Here is an 18648-nt window from a genome sequence, read left to right as displayed (position 1 = left end):
ACAGACCCATGCCTCGACAGCACCTCGCACAGATCGGTATCCCAGGTTCAGCGCCGCCGACCGACAGCGACGGCGGCGCCCGCGGCGCCCGCGGTTACCCGCGCCCTCTGCTCCGGCGAGAAGACTGGAGCTCGCTGGACGGGGCGTGGGAGTTCGCCCTCGATCCCCGGGCGGAGTGGTGCTCCCCGGCCGACGTGCGCTTCGACAGGACGATCGAGGTGCCGTTCGCCCCGGAGACGCCGCGGAGCGGGATCGGCGAGACCGGCTTCTACAAGGCCTGCTGGTATCGACGGCGGGTCAAGGTGCCGCAGCTCGGCGCGTCCGAGCGGCTCATCCTGCACTTCGGCGCCGTCGACTACCTGGCCAGGGTGTGGATCGACGGCAGCTTCGCCGGCGAGCACGAGGGCGGTTACACGCCGTTCGAGATCGACATCACCGAGCAGGTGAAGGGGCGCGAGGGCGTCACGATCGTGGTGCAGGCCCACGACGATCCGAACGACCTCGCGAAGCCGCGCGGCAAGCAGGACTGGAAGCTCGAGCCTCACTCCATCTGGTACCCGCGGACGACGGGGATCTGGCAGACCGTGTGGCTCGAGCGCGCGCCGCGCATGCACGTCGAGTACCTCCGGTGGACCCCGAACCTCGAGCGCTGGGAGATCGCTGTCGAGGTCCGCGTGGCCAACGCGCCGGTGGAGGGCGCCCGGGTCGGGGTGCGGCTGCGCGTCGGCGACGTGACGATCGCGAACGACCAGTACACGGTCGTGGCCGGGGAGGCCCACCGGCGCATCACGCTCTCCGACCCCGGCATCGACGACTTCCGGAACGAGCTCCTCTGGTGCCCCGAGCGCCCGACGCTGATCGACGCCGACATCGTCCTCTACGATCAGGCCGGGATGACGATCGACCGCGTGAAGAGCTACACGGCGCTGCGCTCGGTCGCCGTCCGCGGCGACCGCTTCCTCCTGAACGGGCGGGCGTACGTCCTCCGGATGGTGCTCGATCAGGGCTACTGGGACGGGACCGGGATCACCGCGCCCGACGACGAGGCGCTGCGCCGCGACGTCGAGCTCACGAAGCAGATGGGCTTCAACGGCGCCCGGAAGCACCAGAAGATCGAGGATCCGCGGTACCTCTACTGGGCAGACAAGCTCGGCCTGCTCGTCTGGGAGGAGATGCCGAGCGCCTACCGGCACACGCGCAAGTCGATCGAGCGGCTCGCGCGGCAGTGGCTGGAGGCGATACGGCGGGACATCAGCCACCCGTGCATCGTCGCGTGGGTGCCGTTCAACGAGTCGTGGGGCGTCCCGAACCTGCCGGACAACCCCAACGAGCGGCACTACGTGCAGGCGCTCTATCACCTCACGAGGTCGATGGACTACACGCGTCCGGTCGTCGGCAACGACGGGTGGGAGAGCGTGGCGACCGACATCATCGGGATCCACGACTACGACCCTTCGCCCGAGCGCATCGCCCGCCGCTACTTCGCGCATGACGTCGTGCCCAAGCTGCTGAAGCGGGAGAGGCCCGGGGGCCGCGCCCTCGTGCTCGACCCGTCGGTCAGCCACGAGACGGCGATCATGCTGTCGGAGTTCGGCGGGATCGCGGTCGTGCCCGGCAACGGGGACAGCGGCACGTGGGGGTACTCGGCGTGCAGGACCCCGGAGGAGTTCGCCGAGCGCTATACGAAGCTCATGCGGGTGATCAACTCGCTCGAGCTCCTCGCCGGCTTCTGTTACACGCAGTTCGCCGATACGTACCAGGAGGCGAACGGCCTCCTTTACGCCGACCGCACGCCGAAGTTCCCGCTGCACGAGATGGCGGCCGCGACGCAGGGGATGCCGTTCGTCGGCCCGAACGAGACGGCCTCGGCGCTGAGCGACGGGGGGCTCTCGGACATGCCCGCGCTGGCGGACATGCCCGGGCTCGCGGACATGGGTGCGCCGCGATGACGGCGCGCGGGCAGGGCTTGACGGTGCTCGTGGGCGGCCTCGTCTCATGAGAGAGCGCGCCGGGCCCGCGCTCTGGGCCGGCGTCGAGTGCACGGTCAACCGCGTCGGCGACCGGTACTTCGACCAGCTGGAGCGCACCGGTCACCACGCGCGCATCACCGACCTGGACCGGCTCGCGGAGCTCGGCGTCACGGCCGTCAGGTATCCCGTCCTGTGGGAGCGCACGGCGCCGAACGGCCTGCAGAGCGCCGATTTTTCCTGGGCAGACGAGCGGCTCCACCGGCTGAGGGAGCTCGGCATCGACGTGATCGTCGGGCTCGTCCATCACGGCAGCGGGCCGCCGTGGACCAGCCTGATGGAAGACAGCTTCGTGAGCGGCCTCGCGGAGCTCGCCGGGGCCGTGGCGGAGCGCTACCCGTGGGTGCGCGATTTCACGCCGGTCAACGAGCCGCTCACGACGGCGCGCTTCAGCGCGCTCTACGGGCACTGGTACCCGCACCGGCGGGACTCGGCCTCCCTCCTGCGCGCGCTGCTCGTCGAGACGCGCGCCACCCTGGCCGCGATGCGCGCGATCCGGCGCGTGCGCCCGGACGCGCGCCTCGTGCAGACGGAGGACCTGGGCGCGACCGCGAGCACGCCGAGGCTCGCCTACCAGGCCGCGTTCGAGAACCACCGGCGCTGGCTGAGCCTCGATCTGCTGTACGGGCGCGTGGACGCCGCGCACCCGCTCCACAAGCACCTCCGCGACTGCGGCGTCGCCGACGAGGAGCTCGCGCGGCTCGCGGCGGAGCCCTGCCCGCCGGACGTGATCGGCGTGAACTACTACCTGACGAGCGACAGGTTCCTCGATCACCGCCTCGAGCTCTATCCCTCCTGGACGCACGGCGGCAACGGGCGCGACGCGTACGCCGACGTGGAGGCGGTGCGCGTCCGGGAGGAGGGGATCTTCGGCCACCAGCACGTGCTGCGCGAGGTGTGGCAGCGGTACGGGACGCCGATCGCGATCACCGAGGTCCACCTCGGGTGCACGCCGGAGGAGCAGGTCCGCTGGCTTGTCGAGGCCTGGGAGGGCGCGCTCGCGGCCCGCGCGGAGGGCGCCGACGTGCGGGCGGTGACGCTGTGGTCGGCCTTCGGGGCGTACGACTGGGACAGCCTGGTCACCCAGGCGCGCGGCCACTACGAGCCGGGGGTCTTCGACGTGCGCGGGCCTGCGCCGCGGCCCACGGCGCTCGCGGCGGTCGCGAAGGAGCTCGCGTCCGCCGGCCGCACCGAGCACCCGCTCGCCGGGGCCCCGGGCTGGTGGCGCCGCGACGAGCGGCTGCTCTACGGAGCGCCCCGATCCGTACGTCGAGGATGACCAGACGTGCTCCCGGCTTCGGGCCGGCACGGCGATGCGATACGGTGGTGGCCATGAAACACGGTTCGTGGAGTGCTGGGATCATCGCTGCGCTGGCCTGTACCCTGGGGATGGAGTCGAGCGCGGACGCGTGCGGGATGCCGTATCCGGGTCTGACGGGGGTCTTTCCGGAGAGCGGCGGGTCCTATCCCGGGAATGCCGCGCTCTTCTTCGCCGGCGACGCCATGTCGCTGGACGCCGTGTCGGTGACCGTCGACGGCGAGCCGGCGAGCCTCGTGGCTGCGCCGGAGGTGCCTGCGGCGGGGTACAACCTCGTCGCGCGGATCGAGCCGCCACCCAGCGAGGGGCAGGCGATCGTGATCGAGGGCGATTTCTGCCAGCCGCTCGCGACGTGCGAGGCGGTGCGGATCGAGCTCACGGCCGGCGCCGCTGACACGGAGGCTCCTCCGAGGCCGAGCGGGCTCTCGTTCGACGTCCACGATTATGCCGCTCTCGGGCTGAGCGGCGGAGACTGCCGGTCGCCCAGCGATGTCGCGTGGTGGATCACGGCCGAGGGAGAAGCCGCAGGAACCGGCGAGGCCCCCGTGATCTACACGGTCGAGGCGTTCCGCGATGTCACGTTCGCGGACCCGGTGTTCTCGGCGAGCGGGCTCGTGAGCGCCGCGTCGGTGACCATGGCCATCCGCCAGTCCGTGGGCGTCCTCGACCGCGTCGATGCCCCGAGGGCGCTCTGCTTCCGGGTCACGGCGATGGATGCGGCCGGGAACGCCGCGGGCGATACCGTGCACGCCTGCAAGCCGTGTTTCTACAGGAAGGACCCGGCGCCGGCGCAACCGAGCTTCTCTCCGCCGCCCGAGCCGGCGTGGACGGAGGAGGACGTCTATCCCGGGGGAACGTGCGATTCAGGGATGGAACCGGGCAGCGGCAGCGGCGGCGGCGCGGGCGACGAGGACACGGTGGTGAGCGGCTGCAGCTGCCGCGCCGCCGGCGAAAGCGGTCCGGACAGCGAGGGAGCGGCCGGGGGGGCGGCGCTCGCGCTGCTCGCGTGCGCGGCGCTGGCCGGGCGAAGGAAGCGCTGACGGCCAGCGCGCTTCCGTGCGGCCCTGGGCGCGCGCCTGGAGGACGCGCGCCCCATCAGAGCACCCGTGCGAGCACAACGACCGAGTAGCCGACCGCCGGCTGCTTGCCGGGGTTATGGTACGAGTGGCGCTGATCGCCGCGGAACACCGCGACGTCGCCCGAGCCGAGCGTGAACCGCTCGCCGCTCACCACGAGCTGGAGCTCCCCCGACTCGCACGTCAGGTACTCGCGGGTGCCGGGGGTGTGCGGGACGCCCGTCATCCTCCCGCCCGGCGGGATCTCGATGCGATCCATCTCCATGCCCGGGATCGGGTCCGGCAGGAGCTTGCGGACGAGCGCCTGACCGGGAGAGCGCGTGGGCAGCGTGTCGCGCGCATAGAGCTGGCATGTCGCGCGGGGGGCCGAGAGCATCTCCTCGATCGAGACCTGGAGCGCGGCGGCGGCGCGGTGCAGGACGCCGAGCGTCGGGTTCGCCGCGCCGGACTCGAGGTGCGCCCAGGTCGCCCGCGGCACGCCGGCGAGCTTGGCGAGCTGCTGCTGCGTCAGCCCACGGGCCTCCCGTAGCTGCTTGATGTTCTTCGCGAGCCTCCCCGCGAGCTCCGCGTCCTGGTCCATGTCCGGAGATTAGCATGTGTCCAAGACATTGGAACCAACTCCAACAGATGAGCCAGCGCGGATTAGCCTGTGGGTCGAGGCGGAATTCACGATGAACAGCGAATCGACCGGAAGCGACGCGCTCATCCAGGCCGGGGCAAACCCGCGGTGGGGCGCTTACGGCGCCTCCAAGGCGGCGCTCGATCACCTGAGCCGCACCTGGGCCGCCGAGCTCGAAGGCACGGGCGTCGCGTTCTACGCGGTGGATCCCGGCGAGATGAACACGCGGATGCACGCCATGGCCATCCCCGACGCCGATCCGGGCACGCTGGCCGATCCGGCGGACGTGGCGAGGCGCATCGTCGCGCTCATCGCCCGCGCCGGCGAGGCGCCGAGCGGCGCGCGCTTCGAGGCCGCGCGCCTCCCGGAGGCGCCATGAGCCCCGCCGCCTGGCCTCGCGACAACCCCCTTTCGGAGCGGCTCCTCCACGTGGACCCGCGCCTCGGGCGCCTGCGCGACGCGCGCATCGCGGATCTGCCCGCGCTCCTCGAGCCGGGCGATCTCCTGGTCGTCAACGACGGCGCCACGCTGCCGGCCTCGCTCCACGGCGCGACCGGGCGCGGCGCGGCGGTGGAGGTGCGCCTCATCGGCGAGCTGTCCGAGGGGCGCTATTCGGCCCTGCTGTTCGGCGCCGGCGACTGGCGCTGTATCTCGTCCTCAGCCCCGGCTGAACGCGAGAAGGCTGAGTGAGCAAGCGACAGAGGGGGGCCGAGCGCCCGCCCGTCGCGCAGACAACGCCGCGCCCGCCGTCGGTCGACGTCAAGCCCGAAGCGATCCTCGCCGAGAGCGGGCTGCTACGCGCCATGCTGATCCGGTGTGGCGTGCCGGCTGCGCGGTCATCTGGAGCGCCTGATGAACAGGTTGAAGCAGTTCCGCCGCGTCGCGACCCGATACGAGAAACGAGGCGAACAGTACCTGGCCCATGGTCGAGTTGGCGGCTGTCCGCCTGTGGTTGCGTGCGGTTGCCGACACGCCCTAACAGGATGGAGATGTCTTGCGGCTTGATCCCGTCCTTCGAGGCTCGAGCTCAAGGTGGTTTTCACTAGCGTTGCGCCGATGCCAACGCTCGAGCGCGTTGACAAGGGCCGCGAGGATCCAGCCCAACGCTGCCCCGAGGCCAGGCGAAGGCTCGTCGCACAGCGTCGGTGCGACCGAGAGTCGCAGCCGGTCCTGGATGATCTCCTGAGCGCGGCGAATGGATCGTGGATCCCGGCGGTCGAACCAGATGGCTTCGCCAAACGACTCGTTGGCCTCGGGGCCTTGGTCCTCCGCGGGATCGAGGTGCAGGATCAAGGTGTGTCGTCCCAGTGTGGCTGGCGGATCGATCAGCATGTTCCTGGGAAACAGCGTGAGCCGCGCTCGTGACAGATCGGTGGCGCAAGCGAAGACTCTCCGTTGCAGCGCGGCGCTCACCCCGGAGGCTGTGGAGTGAACGCGGCCCCCCCGATGCATGGATAAGTTGCTGATACAGCGTCACTTTTCCAGGGGGAGCGGGATGATGCGATCGGGCGGGTTTGCGCGGGTTTCGAGGGGGTCGACGTCGGTGTCAACCTGCCGATGGCGGGCGCTAACCCCGCGATCTCTGGTCGGCCGGACGATTCCGTGACGCTTCCTGCGGTGCTCTCGGCGGCAGTGGAGCAGGCGGCGCTGGCGACCTCTCCCCGACCCAACGCAGCCCTGATCACGCCTCCGGCGAGCAACCCGCGCCAGGTGCTCGTCGCGACCCTCACGCAGACCATCGCCGCTGCCCATGCGGCGGGCGACCTCGCGACCGCGCAGATCGCCGCTCGCACCCTCTCGGAGCTTCTCAGCGCCCCGCAGGCGACGCCGCGGGTAGCGCCTGTCGTCGACCTCGCCAGCGCCCGGCGCGTCCGCTCCTAACCTTTCTGAAATTTACAGCAGACCGTTCGTATGCGGGTTACCGCGATCACGTGCGCAAAAGCTCCACGCGGAGCACACCGCCCACGCTGCGCCCCTCGTCGCGATGCGTTCAAACTGGTCCCTCCACCGCTATCAATCGAGCATCGACGATCACAGACTTACAATCCGGCGTCACCGACCAACGCAACCGCACAGTTTTGCCCATTGATTTTGACACGAGTCACAGCTGGGGGGGCCTGGATGCGTATGTCACTGCAGCGTACGCCGTTGGGCAGCTCAATGAGAACCTTAGATTCTGCAATCCGAGACACTGACACCGGATCACACTGAGCAAAGTCAAACATGCCTGCAACATCCGTCCATGCATCGCACGGCGTTCCAAGCAGAGTAACGTGCGCACCACGGACAAGCGCCATGGTGACAGCATCCTGAACAATGCCACGATGACCCAACAAGGAAGGGTCGTAAATCGGCTCCAACTCAACGGGCTCTGACGGCGTAGTCGACCAACGCCCAACTCTATCGCTCGGCGCATTCCCCAGGTCGGCAGCCAACGGGTCTAATCGAGAGTCGGGATAAACGGCAGCCGACGCATCCCGACCGTCCAACTCCGCCCTCGATAGCTCATTCTCGCGCAGCAGTTCCCTCAACCTCATTTCCTGCTCTTCGGCGGTACTCCTCTGCGAACTTGTCGACCCGCGCACAGACAGACAGGCTCTCGCAAGCCCGAAATACACAAACCCGGCAAGCAAGATGAGCCCAATCTGCAACATCTTCTTTATGGTCCACGGAGATGCGCTACCACTCCGAGGCGACGGGGCAGTGACACGCGGATCAACCGCACTGAATCTCGCTTCATCAGCGCGAGCGTGAACCAAGGAAGCGACAGAGGTAACCTCGCGCAGTATCTCACCCGATATCGCAGCAAGATTTGCGTCAACTGAATGGCCCGCCCCAGCTGATAAAGCACGCCCATCATGAGGGCGCAGCTTCATTTCGGCGAGCCATGGGACAGCTTGCCACAGACATGGCCTGACGAGGATAGGCACAACCCGAAGGCCGGATGCCTGCCGCCCGCGGAGCAGGCGAGGTACCTCTTCCGTCAGCACGAAGTCAGAGGCCAGAAAGTCTGCCGACACCAGAAGGACCGCGACACGAGCGCGCCCTATCTCACGCGCGAGTTCTTCCCTCCAATTCTCACCAGCGCCGATCCGTTCATCGTCCCATACTTCAAGCAAGCCCTGCTTCTCGATCACCTTGAGGTGCTGAACGAGCCGCTCCTTCCATTCCTTGTCCTGATGATGGTAGCTGATGAAGACGGTCGGCCGACCAGCCATAGCAACGACATCGTTGCACAACGACGCCTGCACGCCTAGTCCGCGTCGCCTGGTGCGGCCACCGTGGCGCCCCGGTGCAACGAGCACTGTACATGCGAACAGTTCTGTGGGGCGTTTCACCTGTGGGGCGACCTCGCGACCGCGCAGATCGCCGCTCGCACCCTCTCGGACCTCCTCAGCGCCCCGCAGCAGGCGCAGCACGTCGCGCCTGTCGTCGACCTCGCTAGCGCACGGCGCGTTCGCCTTTAGCAGCCAACGCCAGGCCGGCCACCTTATCAGCAGAGACCTAACGGCGGAACAGATCACCGCGCAACCTTGGCGGACCGTCGCATAGTACCCCGTCGACACCTGCGCACGTTGCTCCCCTGCCATCGCGCACGGCCGGCGCGTCCGATCCTAGCCCGTCCTACGCGCCACCGCGGGCAGCGGTCGACGCGTGTATTAGCTTCATTCTATATCTGTTTGAGCGCGCGCCATCGAGCAAGTTTGCCTTGTCGAAACACAGCGTAGAGCGCAGACGAAGCGTAAGACGACGAACCGGATGACCTTTCTGTGTTGCGACCACATCAGCGAGCCCAACTATGCTCAAGCGATGTGCCCGGCTGTGCGAGAACCGCAAAAATCCTGGCGCTCTCGCCCCCTAGCGCTTCAACGATCATGTCCTCCCAAGGCATTCCTACGTTGTCCGCTCCACCGATCGACCACAACAGATGAAGAACAGCTATTCCAAATGCATGCCCCGGAACTTCCACGAACACGGTTTCGGTCTCGGCGGTTTTAGTTTGGCGAATGTGTACACTAGTGATTCTATTGGCATCTCGCGCGATCGTAGCCGGCAAGGCAATCACTTGCCCAGCTAGAATCACATCAGGAACAGCACACAATCCTAATGAAAGCATGTCCGTCCGCTGAGCCAGCTGCTCGGCATGCCCTCCGGCACACGAATTATCGCCTCTCAAGCCCCTGGCAATAATAGCAGTGTACCATGGACTCAGACTACCCGCCCCTGAGAAACGTGGCAATCGCTTGACGAGCTCAAGCTGACGACATGCCTTGTCAAGGCTCTGACCGCCGTCCCCATCGATACCAAGAGTATACTTTGCCTCGATGTAAGCCAGAACCGCTTCCGCAGGCACACGCTCCTTTCTTTCTAGTCGCCCGCCGAGTGAGCGCAACGTAGGAAATCGGGACTTGTCATAAATGATGATATCATCACCTGCCTTTTGGCCATCACGGCTTACAACGAACCCTCGACAAACCCCAGCGCGCTCCGGCAGTACCTGCCTCAACACCTCGGCCAGAGAAATCTCAAACTCGATTCCGTAGTCAAAGTTATAGTCCGCAGCAACCTCATCCAGCTTGCGTTGAAAACGCTTGGCAATGTCTTCCACCCAGCCGTCATACAGCATCACTCCTCAGTGTCGTCGACCTCGCCCGCTCTGCACAAGCCAAAAATGATAGGCGCACACTGTAGGCATAGCTGTGCCACGGGCTCACATTGACAGGACCCAGGATACCAACGTCTAATAGCGTAAACGGACGCACTGGCGGAAGGGCACACCATGAGCGGTCTTTGGGTACGTCTTGGATTCAAGGAGAATCCATATTTCACAACACCGATCAATATCTCGGAAGAAGGAAGCGACCTGTTCGTGGGTCGAGGGGCCGAGATTCGACGCCTTGTTGGAAAATGGGACGAGTCCAACGGGGCAATCACGATTGTGGGCGGCAACATCGGCACGGGGAAGACGAGCTTCTTGAATGTTTGCCAATATCTGTGCATGACGGGCAAGAAGGACTTCGGACTGGAATACGATCCGCCTCGACTTCTTCCTGCGTTCAGCAAGGTGCAGCTAGAATCAACTCAGTCAGACCAGGAATTTTTGGTTAGGATTATCGAGTCGGCCGCTCTTTCAATTAAGCATGCGTGTGAACACTTCCGAGTAACGGTTCCTGACGAAATCTCCAGAACGCTCTATTGGCTCGGCTCCACACCGGGCGCGCCGCGTCCACTTGGCACAGTAGAAACGGCAACCGCGGTTCTCCAAGTAAGTCCGAGGACGCCGGCCACTACGCAGGCTCCACAAGAGAGCGCATCGTTAAACGAACTCGTTAACCGGCTTGAGCGACTCGCAAAGGCCACGACAGCCATCGCCGGCCAAGAATACAGGGGATTAATAGTCGCTATCGACAATATTGAAATGGTGGACTCCGAGCAAACTGTAAGCCTTCTTAATAAGTACAGAGATACGCTATTTGCCGCTAATGGGGTTTGGTGGGTTCTGATCGGACAACGGGGCCTTTTTGATCTTATCGACGCCGAGGCCCCTCGTGTTGCCCAGCGCATCAAAGGAACAGAGACCACATTGGAGGGGCTATCGTGGGATGATTTCAATCTTGCTATTCAAGCCAGAATTGACCACTTTAGGACTCGAGACGATGCTGTTGCCCCCATTGGAGAAGGGTTACTGCAGAAACTGTTTCATGCATCTGCGGGCGAAATCAGGTACGTGTTCAAGATGGCCGATGAAATCATTACTGACGCCATCGCTGAGTTTCCGCGACTGCAGAATGTTCCGCCGGAAACTGCTGAAAATATGTTGAAGCAATCCGTGTACCGACAGGTGCAAAGACTTGAGCTTGACGAGCGTGAGCGACGTATCCTCCGATTAATGTGTGAGCGAAAGTCTGCACGGCCTAAGGATTGCAAGGAATATGGCGTTCCTAACGCGCCGCACTTCATTCAGCTTGTACTACAGCCGTTGCAGGCGAAGGGCCTCGTGAGCAAGTCGACGCAGGGAAATGCTGCGGTTTATAGCCCAAGGCCACTGGCGCGACTGGCCCTCGACTTCGACATGCTGTCGCCACGGCAAGTTAGCCTTTTGACGGATAATCAGTGAGAATTTGCGGTTGCGCATACGTGAATACCACTGTGGTTGTATAAATATATTTCGTGGCGCGCTGTTGTGATTCTAGGTCTAGTGCATGATAGTCGCTTGCTATCAGAACTTGGGCTGACTTGCCTTGTGCTCGCCGGATTAGATGACCGTATTGGCCCGAGGCAAGTCTCGGCTTGTATGCGCCTGCTGCGCGATTCGTGCGAAATAGCACACAGCCTCGGGGCCGCAGAACCCGATGCAGCGAAGCCAACAGCATCGATCCAGGGTGTCCTGCGCCGACCGCCGATGACCATGACAAGGCCCCCCTTCGCCTCCTGGCCGGCGCCACGGTCGGGGAGCGCGGCGTCTGCCCCGTCGCTCGGGTCGTCCTCGTGGCGCGTTCCTGGTCGCGAGGCCGGGCGCAGCGTCGGCCAGCACGGGCACCGGAGCGTCGGCACCTCGACCGGCATCGGACCCCAGCTCTCCGCAGCACGTCGTATCACAGCACCTTCGATCTCGAGCTGCATGATCTAAGGAAGGCCCGCTTCGGCTCCCTGCCCGGCATCGCGGTCCGGGAGTAGCCCGGCGCTCCTGCCCGCCGCTCGACTCGTCCTGGTGGGGCGCCTCGGACCGCGGCCGGCGCAGCGTCGACCGGCAGGACGTGGGAGCGTGGGCGCCTCGACCGAGCCGGACCCCAACTCTCCGTCCTGCAACGGATCACAACCCGCTCGATCTCGAGCTCCATGATCTAGGAGAGGCCCTCGGTCCCTGCCCATTGGCGAGGGGCCTCCGGCGTCTGCCCCGTCGTTCAGCTCGTCGTGGCGCGCTCCAGATCGCGCGGCCGGCGCTGGTCGACCGGCAGGCACCGGACCGTGGGGCAGGTCGACCGAGTCGCTGGACCTCAGGGCTGCGCATCGCAACGAATCACACCACCTTCGATCTCGAGCTCCATAGTTTAAGGAAGGGGCCGCCGTCGGCCGCTGTCCGGCGCCACGGTCGGGGATAGCCCGGCGCCCCGCCCCGCCGCTCGGCTCGCTCTCATGGCGCACCCCGACGGCGCGGCCGGCGTTGGGTCGACCAGCAGGGCGTCGGAGCGCGGAGGACCTCGACCAGCGCCGGTCCCTGACCGGCGTCAGGCGCTGGTGGCTCCTCAGCCGAGGGCGCCCCGTTGCTGTCGCTTCGTTCGTCTTCGGTCGCCTGGCCGCGTCCGCTGTTGCCGTCGGCCAGGAGGGCCGCGTGTCCGGACCCGTCGTGAGGCTCGGGGCCATGCGTCGGGCGCGCCGCGCTTGTGGATCGTGCTGTTCCTCGGAGGTGTCATTGAGAAGAGCTGTTACCCAGGATGAACTGTCCAAAGCATTCGCCACCATCGCTCGCTACCTGATCGACTCGATGCGCCATGTAGCGAACGAGAACGCTGTTCGCGACACCGGCGCCGAGTTCTACGACGCGAAGTCGTGCCCGATGGCGCCGACGACCTTCCGGCGCGCAGCAGCCACGGGCGCGTTCCCGAGCTTCAAGATCGGCCGCAAGCTCATGGCGAGGAAGGCGGACGTCGACGCGTGGATCGCGACGCAAGCGCGCACGCCGAAGCCGAAGGCGCAGAGCGGCGACGATGTTGACGGCGCCTTCTTCGCGTCCCTTCAGCCCCGGAGGCCGTCGCGATGAAGCAGGCGGACAGCATGACGATCATCATCGACACCCGCGAGCAGCGCCCGTGGACGTTCGGCGGTGCCCTCCGCATCGAGCACGCGACGCTGCCCGCGGGCGATTACTCGATCGCCGGGTTCGAGAGCGTCGTCGCGATCGAGCGGAAGAGCTTGGACGACTTCGTGCAGAGCGTCACGTGGGAGCGCGGCCGTTTTCTCCGTGAGTGCGAGCGGCTTCGTTCGTACGAGCTCAAGACGATCCTGGTGGAGGCCGGCGTCCCCGATGTCTGGGCGCATCATTACCGCAGCAAGACGATGCCGCAGGCGGTGATCGCAAGTGCGCTCGCCATCGAGCAGGACTACGGCATCAGCACCACGTGGGCAGGCTCGCGCGAGTCCGCCGAGAAGATCGCCGCGCTGATTCTCTCGCGATTTCACCGGAAGCGCGCGGAGGTGCGGGATGCACGCTGAACCGACCTCGGCACAGCCATCGACGGCCGGACCGGAGCGGCACCACGACGACGAGGCGCGCGCGGCGAACGACGTCGCGCCGAGCGAGCCGAGCGACCACGGCGACGCGAAGGCAGACGCCGACCAGGCCGGCGACGACGAGCCGATTTCGCGCGGCGACGGACTCTGGCTCGATACGTGCGGCACATCGATGGTGCCCGCGGGGACGCCAACCGGACACGGTGCGGCGAACGGCAACGGGTCGCGGCACGTCATCGTGACGCTGAGGCAGGGCACCGCTGCGGACAGCGACCTCGCGAACGCGGAGCGCCTCGTTGCCCTGTACGGTCGCGATCTGCGCCATGTCGGTGCGCTCGGCGGCTGGCACACCTGGACCGGCTCGCGATGGTGCTGCGATCGGGCCACGGCGGCAGAGCTCGCAAAGGAGACGACGCGCCGCCTGCTCACGGATGCCGGGCTCGCGATGAGCGAGGCCGCGAAGCAGGTGAAGCGCGCGCACGACGACGACGAGGTGGCGAGGGCGAAGGCGCAGCACAAGGAAGCGACCGCGCTGTTCACCTGGGCGAGGAAGTCTCAGTCGGCGCGCGGCATCGAGGCAATGCTCACCCTTGCTGAAACGGAGCCCATCGTCCGCGCCGAGCCCGATGACTTCGACGCCGATCCCTGGCTTCTGAACTGCCGCAATGGCGTGCTCGATCTCCGCACCGGAGAGCTGCGCGACCACGACCGCCGCGACATGATGCGCCGGATCGTTCCGGTCGCGTTCGAGCCAGACGCGGAGCTGCCGATCTGGGATCGCTTCCTCGCTGACCTAACCGGCAACGATGAGGAGCTGATCGGGTTCCTCCGCCGCGCCGCAGGCTACACGCTGACCGGCGACGTCCGCGAGGAAGTACTCTTTTTCGTCCACGGTCCGCCGGCCTCCGGAAAGTCGACGTTCCTCGAAGCGCTGAAGATCACCATGGGCGAGTATGCGGCGAAGGCAGACTTCGAGACCTTCATCGCCCGACGTGACTCGGGCGGTCCGCGCAACGACATCGCGCGGCTTGCGGGCGCTCGCCTCGTGCTCTCGATCGAGGTCGACGAAGGCAAGCGACTCGCCGAAGGGCTGGTCAAGCAACTTACCGGCGGCGACACCGTGACGGCTCGGTACCTCTACCGCGAGTCCTTCGAGTTTAAGCCGGCCTTCAAGTTGTGGTTGGCCGCGAACGATGCGCCGCGCGTGCGGGATGATGACGCCGCGATCTGGCGCCGCATCCTCCGGATCCCGTTCGAGCACACCGTTCCAAAGGAGAAGCGCGACCCGCAGGTCAAGGCAGCGCTACTCGATCCGGCGATCGGTGGTCCGGCGATCCTGGCCTGGGCGGTGCGCGGGTGCCGCGAATGGCGGGAGCGAGGGTTGGATGTGCCGGCGTCGATCACGCGAGCGACAGAGGCCTACCGCGCCGAGAACGATCCGTTGCGCGACTTCTTCGAGGCGCGCTGCGTCGTCGCACCGGAGGTATGGGTGGAGAAAGCGGCGCTGCGTCGGGAGTACGATCGATGGTGCCAGGACAACGGTAACAAGTACCCGCTCGGGTCCAAACGCTTCGCGGATCGGATCCGAAACCTCGGCGCGGGTGAGGGTACGAAGCGCGTCCAGGGACACAGAACCCCGCGGGACGTCTGGCGCGGCATCGGGCTCCGCCACCAAGGCGACGACCGGCAGGAAGGGGCCGGCGATGCAGGCTTGTAGGCACGTAGGCACTTGTAGGGACCAGATCCGGGTACTTCCTCCAGGTAAGTGGACGGGTCAGCACCAGAGAGGTTTATGGAAACAGCCCCCTCGTTCTGCCTACATGCCTACAGCCGGTCGAGGTGAACCGGCGCCGCACCGGCCCATCCCGGAACGCCGCACGCCCCGCACTGCCGCTGCTCGCCGGCCCCCCTGGCATCGGGCGTGGCGCTCGGGCTGGTGCTGGTGTCCCTCGACTGGGTGGTCGTGCTGGTGTCCCGCGGACGCGCTTGCGGATCGCCGCAGGCTCGATCGCGACGCCGACCTCGACCTCGGCGCCCTCGTGGTCGGCGGAGCCGCTCTGCATGGCGCCCTCGACCTCGGCGGAGCTCAGCCGCGCGATGCTCTGACACTTCGCCCTGACGATTCGATCGCGCAAAGCCTTGATTTTCAGGCATTTCGGCGCGCTGTGCGTCCCATCCTAGGGGGGCCGGCGCAACCCGACACCTCAGCCAGCGGCTCGATCGGCACCTCCGCGCCGGTGCTCGCGGTGATCGAGCTCGGAGCAGCGGCGCGCGATGTCGACGTCCTGACCCATGGCTCGGCTACCGGTGCCGCCCAACTTCGGAACTTCCGAGGTTGCATGCGTGGCCGTCGCCCTTGTGCTCTCGTCAGCGAGTTCCGTCTGGAGGTCGACGCCGCCGTTCATCGCGGCGCGGAGGATGCCGGCAGTCCCTGCGGACCCGGCGGTGAACGAGACCGTCTGCCCGACGGAGCCGCTCTGGCTCAGCGTGTAGTCCGCGGCGGTTGTAGTTTCATCGGTACCGATAATCGACCACGTGACCGAGCGCACGCCGTGGGTCGAGTCGAGGTGCCAGCCGCTCGGCCCGCCTGCGGCCTCATAGAGGGTGCCTGCGGCGGCTGGGCGGCGCTGGTCGAGGTCGCGTCCACTTGGCGCTCGTCGTCGCAGTGCTGGCCGCCCTCGCCGTGCTGGCGGCCGAGATCGCGCTCGTCCTCCCGGCGCTCGTCGTTGCCTCCCGCGAGCAGCCCGTCGCTGCTGATGGCGTTCCGGACTCGGAGGTGACCCTCGTCACCTTGACGGCTCGCAACTGGTCTCCGAGACCAGTTGAGCAACCGCGGTACGCCGCGATAGCCGTGAAGCAGGCCACGCATTTCTGCCCCATGGGGCGGCGCTCCTGAGCCGCGGCATCGGGAGCGCACCGCGGGCGATCGTCGTCGCGCTCTCAGCGCAACCGGACGGGCTGTCGTTGCGCCGGTTGCGTCGACTGCATCCGCGGCATCTTGGCCGATCTCTTCGAGCGCTCGTCGCTCGTGGCGTCATCAATGCGCGCAACAACACTGGTGAAACAATGTCTAGAAACGTGCTTCAAGATAATCTCAACCTTCGAATCGATGGAGAGCTCCGCACCGAGATCGAGGCGGTTGCGGAGCTGATGTCGCGGGATGGGTTGACCGTCAAGCGCTCCGCTGTAGCTCGCTCCGCCCTCGTGCGCGGGCTGCGTGCGATGCGGGACGAGCTCAGCCGCGCAGCCGCCACCGCTGAGGTCGCGTGATGGCGCTTCGATCTGGACATGGCCAAGGTCGAGGGCGCCCACACATCGAGGTCTTGCCGCCCGACGAACTACCGCCCGCTGAGGGCACCAAAACGGTCCGTTCTGATCGGGGCTCTGATGGTCGCTTCACCCGTGGCAACACGGCCGCACGGGCGCGACGGCTCCGCGCCGGTCCGCTCGGGGGTGTCGGTGGGATCGACTCGACCTCCGAGGCCTTCAAGCCGTTCGCCCGCTGGGGACGGCGCTACGGCGCGCATCGTCGGCGTGAACTCGCCGCGGCGCATGGCGGGACGATCTCGGCCGGCGTCGGCGCGCTCGTCGAGTCTGCCGCGCTCGCCCTCGCATCGTCGCGCTACCTCCAAAACCAAGGGGCCGCTATCGGCGATGCGGAGCTCCTCAAGCGCGCGTCCGCGCTCGCCGCTGAGGCGCGGCAGAACGAGCTTGCCGCATGGGAACTCGCCGCTCGCGAAGCAAAGGCGCGCGGTTCCAGCCGCCGCACGGCGCTCGATCGCGTTCGCGAGCGTGCTGCGGCTCGACTGAACGAGCACGCCGAGGGCGACAGCGAGCAGTGAGCGACCACGGCCGCCGCATCCTCGACCATCTCCGCGCCGTCGACGCTGAGCTCGCAGCGCAGGGCTTCCCCCCGATCTCCGCCTGGTGGTGGTCGACCCTCGAACTCTTCTACCTCTCCGGCCGGCGCACCCTCGTGCTTCGCGTCGGACGCCGGGGAGGCAAGTCGTCCACCCTCTGCCGCGTCGCGGTGGTCGAGGCGCTCTTCGGCGAGCACCACATCCCGCCTGGCGACGTTGGGACGGTGCCGATCGTGTCGACCTCGCGTGATGAGGCAGCGGCACGCCTGCGGACCATCGAGGCGATCCTCCGCGCGCTCGGCGTCGACTTCCGCAAGGCCGGAGAGGCGATCGAGTTGCAGCGCGACGACGGCGCGCCGGTCGCGTTCAAGGTTTTCGCCGCATCGATCGCGGGGGTCTCCGGTTTCACCGCGATCGCGGCGATCTGCGACGAGGTGGCAAAGTGGCAGGACCGAGATACGGGAGCCAACCCGGCCAAGGAAGTGCTGGCTTCTCTCCGCCCGACAATGGCGACGCAGCCTCGCGCGCGGCTCTTTCTCTCGTCGTCGCCGCTGTCCACGCTCGATGCTCACTACGACGCGTGCGAGCAGGGCGAGACGTCGACGCAGTGTGTAGCGTACGCGCCGACGTGGACCGCGAACCCGTCGATCTCGGAGCAGGACACGCGCGCGCTTGAGCCTGACGCGCGGGTGTGGGCGCGCGAGTACCGGGCGCTTCCCCAGGCTGCGATCTCCGCCGCGTTCGACCCCGATGCCGTCGATCGAGCGTTCCGCGATCCGGGCTGCTCGTACCACGCTGGCGAGCGCGTCCTCGTGCTCGACCCGTCAAGCGGGCGCAACGACTCGTTCACGTACGCCGTCGTCGGGTGGTCGTGGCCGCTGCTTCCTGTCACGGCGTACGCGATGACCGACCTCACCGACGAATGGGGGCGCGTGATCGCGGGTAGCTGTGCGTACGTAGTCGACGCGCGCGGCAACCGGATCGTGCGAGACGACTACACCGGCCAGATCAACCCCTTCCTCCAGGTCGAAGAGATCGGCGGTATCGACGGCGCGTTCTGGCAGAACATGCGAGGCGATGACGTCGTGGATCGACTCTGCGGAGTCTGCGAGGAGCACGCCATTCGCCGCGTCGTGTCCGACCAGCGCGAAGCTCTCATGCTCGAAGCGGCGTTCGCGACGCGCGGCTATAAGTTCACGGCGTACGACTGGACCAACAGCAACAAGACGGCCGCCGTCGGGCTGATCCGCGGGTGGCTTCGTGATGGCGTCATCACGATCGCACCTCACGAGACCATACGGAAACAGCTCCACGCGTTCTCGGAGAAGTTTACCACGACGGGCGCGCTCACATACGGCGCCCGCACCGGACATGATGATTACGCCGCCCTCTTGCTCACCGCCGCGATCGCGGATTCCGATGGCGCACTGAGCATGTCCCCGCTCGCGACGCGCAAGCCGAGCGGGCGCAACTTCGTTACGTGGTCTGATCGCGGCCTTTGATGCCGCAGGAGATA

At 66.7% G+C, this 18648-nt stretch carries 19 protein-coding genes and 1 pseudogene; 14 read left to right on the top strand and 6 right to left on the bottom strand.

All coding sequences use genetic code 11. From position 1 onward, the window contains the following. Positions 1–8 precede the first annotated feature (8 nt). The 3 genes from WMF17_RS25755 to WMF17_RS25745 are packed head-to-tail and all read left to right on the top strand — an operon-like array spanning position 9 to position 4385. Complete coding sequence (locus WMF17_RS25755) at positions 9–1949, top strand: glycoside hydrolase family 2 protein (protein ID WP_437643791.1); 1941 nt, start codon at positions 9–11, stop codon at positions 1947–1949. 46 nt (positions 1950–1995) lie between these two features. Then, positions 1996–3306, top strand: a complete 1311-nt coding sequence (locus tag WMF17_RS25750; RefSeq protein WP_437643789.1) for a family 1 glycosylhydrolase — start codon at positions 1996–1998, stop codon at positions 3304–3306. Between the two features lie 53 nt (positions 3307–3359). Beyond that, positions 3360–4385, top strand: coding sequence for a hypothetical protein (locus WMF17_RS25745; RefSeq protein WP_437643788.1), 1026 nt, complete (start codon positions 3360–3362; stop codon positions 4383–4385). 55 nt (positions 4386–4440) lie between these two features. On the opposite strand, the gene WMF17_RS25740 is transcribed toward WMF17_RS25745, so the two are convergent. Continuing rightward, a complete protein-coding gene (locus WMF17_RS25740; protein WP_437595783.1) occupies positions 4441–5001 on the bottom strand; it encodes a helix-turn-helix domain-containing protein in 561 nt (186 codons plus the stop codon). Positions 5002–5092: 91 nt separating this feature from the next. Here WMF17_RS25740 and WMF17_RS25735 point away from each other — a divergent pair, with 91 nt between their 5' ends. From WMF17_RS25735 to WMF17_RS25725, 3 genes and pseudogenes are all read left to right on the top strand, one after another. Then, positions 5093–5419, top strand: a complete 327-nt coding sequence (locus WMF17_RS25735; RefSeq protein ID WP_437643786.1) for an SDR family oxidoreductase — start codon at positions 5093–5095, stop codon at positions 5417–5419. Then, the gene (locus tag WMF17_RS25730) at positions 5416–5730 is read left to right on the top strand and encodes an S-adenosylmethionine:tRNA ribosyltransferase-isomerase (RefSeq protein ID WP_437643784.1); all 315 of its coding nucleotides are present in this window, start codon (positions 5416–5418) and stop codon (positions 5728–5730) included. Before WMF17_RS25735 ends, WMF17_RS25730 begins: the two co-directional genes overlap by 4 nt. A gap of 168 nt (positions 5731–5898) precedes the next feature. Continuing rightward, a pseudogene (locus tag WMF17_RS25725) lies at positions 5899–6019 on the top strand (IS5/IS1182 family transposase); the annotation flags it as partial. Here the strand turns inward: WMF17_RS25725 and WMF17_RS25720 are convergent. Then, the gene (locus WMF17_RS25720) at positions 6016–6372 is read right to left on the bottom strand and encodes a hypothetical protein (protein WP_437595780.1); all 357 of its coding nucleotides are present in this window, start codon (positions 6370–6372) and stop codon (positions 6016–6018) included. The pseudogene WMF17_RS25725 and the gene WMF17_RS25720 overlap by 4 nt on opposite strands. A 270-nt stretch (positions 6373–6642) precedes the next feature. Here WMF17_RS25720 and WMF17_RS25715 point away from each other — a divergent pair, with 270 nt between their 5' ends. Beyond that, positions 6643–6921, top strand: coding sequence for a hypothetical protein (locus WMF17_RS25715; RefSeq protein ID WP_437643782.1), 279 nt, complete (start codon positions 6643–6645; stop codon positions 6919–6921). 158 nt (positions 6922–7079) lie between these two features. Here the strand turns inward: WMF17_RS25715 and WMF17_RS25710 are convergent, their stop codons facing one another. After that, on the bottom strand, positions 7080–8258 hold the full coding sequence (locus WMF17_RS25710) for a toll/interleukin-1 receptor domain-containing protein (protein WP_437651392.1): 1179 nt from the start codon (positions 8256–8258) through the stop codon (positions 7080–7082). Positions 8259–8824: 566 nt separating this feature from the next. Beyond that, on the bottom strand, positions 8825–9667 hold the full coding sequence (locus WMF17_RS25705; protein ID WP_437651390.1) for a DUF6602 domain-containing protein: 843 nt from the start codon (positions 9665–9667) through the stop codon (positions 8825–8827). Between the two features lie 153 nt (positions 9668–9820). Here WMF17_RS25705 and WMF17_RS25700 point away from each other — a divergent pair, with 153 nt between their 5' ends. From WMF17_RS25700 to WMF17_RS25685, 4 genes are all read left to right on the top strand, one after another. Next, entirely contained in the window at positions 9821–11158 is a 1338-nt protein-coding gene (locus tag WMF17_RS25700) for a hypothetical protein (protein WP_437643780.1), read from the top strand. Between the two features lie 1368 nt (positions 11159–12526). After that, positions 12527–12802 (top strand): helix-turn-helix domain-containing protein, encoded by a 276-nt coding sequence (locus tag WMF17_RS25695; RefSeq protein WP_437643779.1) that lies wholly within the window; start codon positions 12527–12529, stop codon positions 12800–12802. Beyond that, a complete protein-coding gene (locus WMF17_RS25690; protein WP_437643777.1) occupies positions 12799–13254 on the top strand; it encodes an ERCC4 domain-containing protein in 456 nt (151 codons plus the stop codon). Before WMF17_RS25695 ends, WMF17_RS25690 begins: the two co-directional genes overlap by 4 nt. Next, positions 13244–14989: a DNA primase family protein gene (locus tag WMF17_RS25685; protein ID WP_437643775.1), complete on the top strand. Its 1746-nt coding sequence runs from the start codon at positions 13244–13246 to the stop codon at positions 14987–14989. The genes WMF17_RS25690 and WMF17_RS25685 overlap by 11 nt, the downstream gene beginning before the upstream one ends. A gap of 487 nt (positions 14990–15476) precedes the next feature. On the opposite strand, the gene WMF17_RS25680 is transcribed toward WMF17_RS25685, so the two are convergent. Then, positions 15477–15821: a hypothetical protein gene (locus WMF17_RS25680; RefSeq protein ID WP_437643773.1), complete on the bottom strand. Its 345-nt coding sequence runs from the start codon at positions 15819–15821 to the stop codon at positions 15477–15479. Positions 15822–15919: 98 nt separating this feature from the next. Between WMF17_RS25680 and WMF17_RS25675 the strand changes: the two genes are divergently transcribed. Continuing rightward, the gene (locus tag WMF17_RS25675) at positions 15920–16168 is read left to right on the top strand and encodes a hypothetical protein (protein WP_437643771.1); all 249 of its coding nucleotides are present in this window, start codon (positions 15920–15922) and stop codon (positions 16166–16168) included. A 44-nt stretch (positions 16169–16212) separates the two neighbouring features. Here WMF17_RS25675 and WMF17_RS25670 read toward each other — a convergent pair whose 3' ends face one another. Next, positions 16213–16584: a hypothetical protein gene (locus WMF17_RS25670; protein WP_437643769.1), complete on the bottom strand. Its 372-nt coding sequence runs from the start codon at positions 16582–16584 to the stop codon at positions 16213–16215. Between the two features lie 11 nt (positions 16585–16595). On the opposite strand from WMF17_RS25670, the gene WMF17_RS25665 reads away from it, so the two are divergent. Both WMF17_RS25665 and WMF17_RS25660 read left to right on the top strand, forming a co-directional pair. Continuing rightward, positions 16596–17114: a hypothetical protein gene (locus WMF17_RS25665; RefSeq protein ID WP_437643767.1), complete on the top strand. Its 519-nt coding sequence runs from the start codon at positions 16596–16598 to the stop codon at positions 17112–17114. A 188-nt stretch (positions 17115–17302) separates the two neighbouring features. Continuing rightward, the gene (locus WMF17_RS25660; protein ID WP_437643765.1) at positions 17303–18634 is read left to right on the top strand and encodes a hypothetical protein; all 1332 of its coding nucleotides are present in this window, start codon (positions 17303–17305) and stop codon (positions 18632–18634) included. Positions 18635–18648: the final 14 nt, after the last annotated feature.

The sequence above is a fragment of the Sorangium sp. So ce362 genome, from assembly GCF_051519845.1.
Lineage (GTDB): Bacteria > Myxococcota_A > Polyangia > Polyangiales > Polyangiaceae > Sorangium.
This window is presented reverse-complemented; position numbering and strand designations above follow the sequence as displayed.

Coding starts and splice junctions, on each gene's coding strand:
- WMF17_RS25695 (WP_437643779.1), top strand. CDS start 12,527: ATGCGCCATGTAGCGAACGAGAACGCTGTTCGCGACACCGGCGCCGAG.
- WMF17_RS25730 (WP_437643784.1), top strand. CDS start 5,416: ATGAGCCCCGCCGCCTGGCCTCGCGACAACCCCCTTTCGGAGCGGCTC.
- WMF17_RS25740 (WP_437595783.1), bottom strand. CDS start 5,001: ATGGACCAGGACGCGGAGCTCGCGGGGAGGCTCGCGAAGAACATCAAG.
- WMF17_RS25720 (WP_437595780.1), bottom strand. CDS start 6,372: ATGCTGATCGATCCGCCAGCCACACTGGGACGACACACCTTGATCCTG.
- WMF17_RS25700 (WP_437643780.1), top strand. CDS start 9,821: ATGAGCGGTCTTTGGGTACGTCTTGGATTCAAGGAGAATCCATATTTC.
- WMF17_RS25710 (WP_437651392.1), bottom strand. CDS start 8,258: ATGGCTGGTCGGCCGACCGTCTTCATCAGCTACCATCATCAGGACAAG.
- WMF17_RS25705 (WP_437651390.1), bottom strand. CDS start 9,667: ATGCTGTATGACGGCTGGGTGGAAGACATTGCCAAGCGTTTTCAACGC.
- WMF17_RS25750 (WP_437643789.1), top strand. CDS start 1,996: ATGAGAGAGCGCGCCGGGCCCGCGCTCTGGGCCGGCGTCGAGTGCACG.
- WMF17_RS25745 (WP_437643788.1), top strand. CDS start 3,360: ATGAAACACGGTTCGTGGAGTGCTGGGATCATCGCTGCGCTGGCCTGT.
- WMF17_RS25755 (WP_437643791.1), top strand. CDS start 9: ATGCCTCGACAGCACCTCGCACAGATCGGTATCCCAGGTTCAGCGCCG.
- WMF17_RS25685 (WP_437643775.1), top strand. CDS start 13,244: ATGCACGCTGAACCGACCTCGGCACAGCCATCGACGGCCGGACCGGAG.
- WMF17_RS25735 (WP_437643786.1), top strand. CDS start 5,093: ATGAACAGCGAATCGACCGGAAGCGACGCGCTCATCCAGGCCGGGGCA.
- WMF17_RS25690 (WP_437643777.1), top strand. CDS start 12,799: ATGAAGCAGGCGGACAGCATGACGATCATCATCGACACCCGCGAGCAG.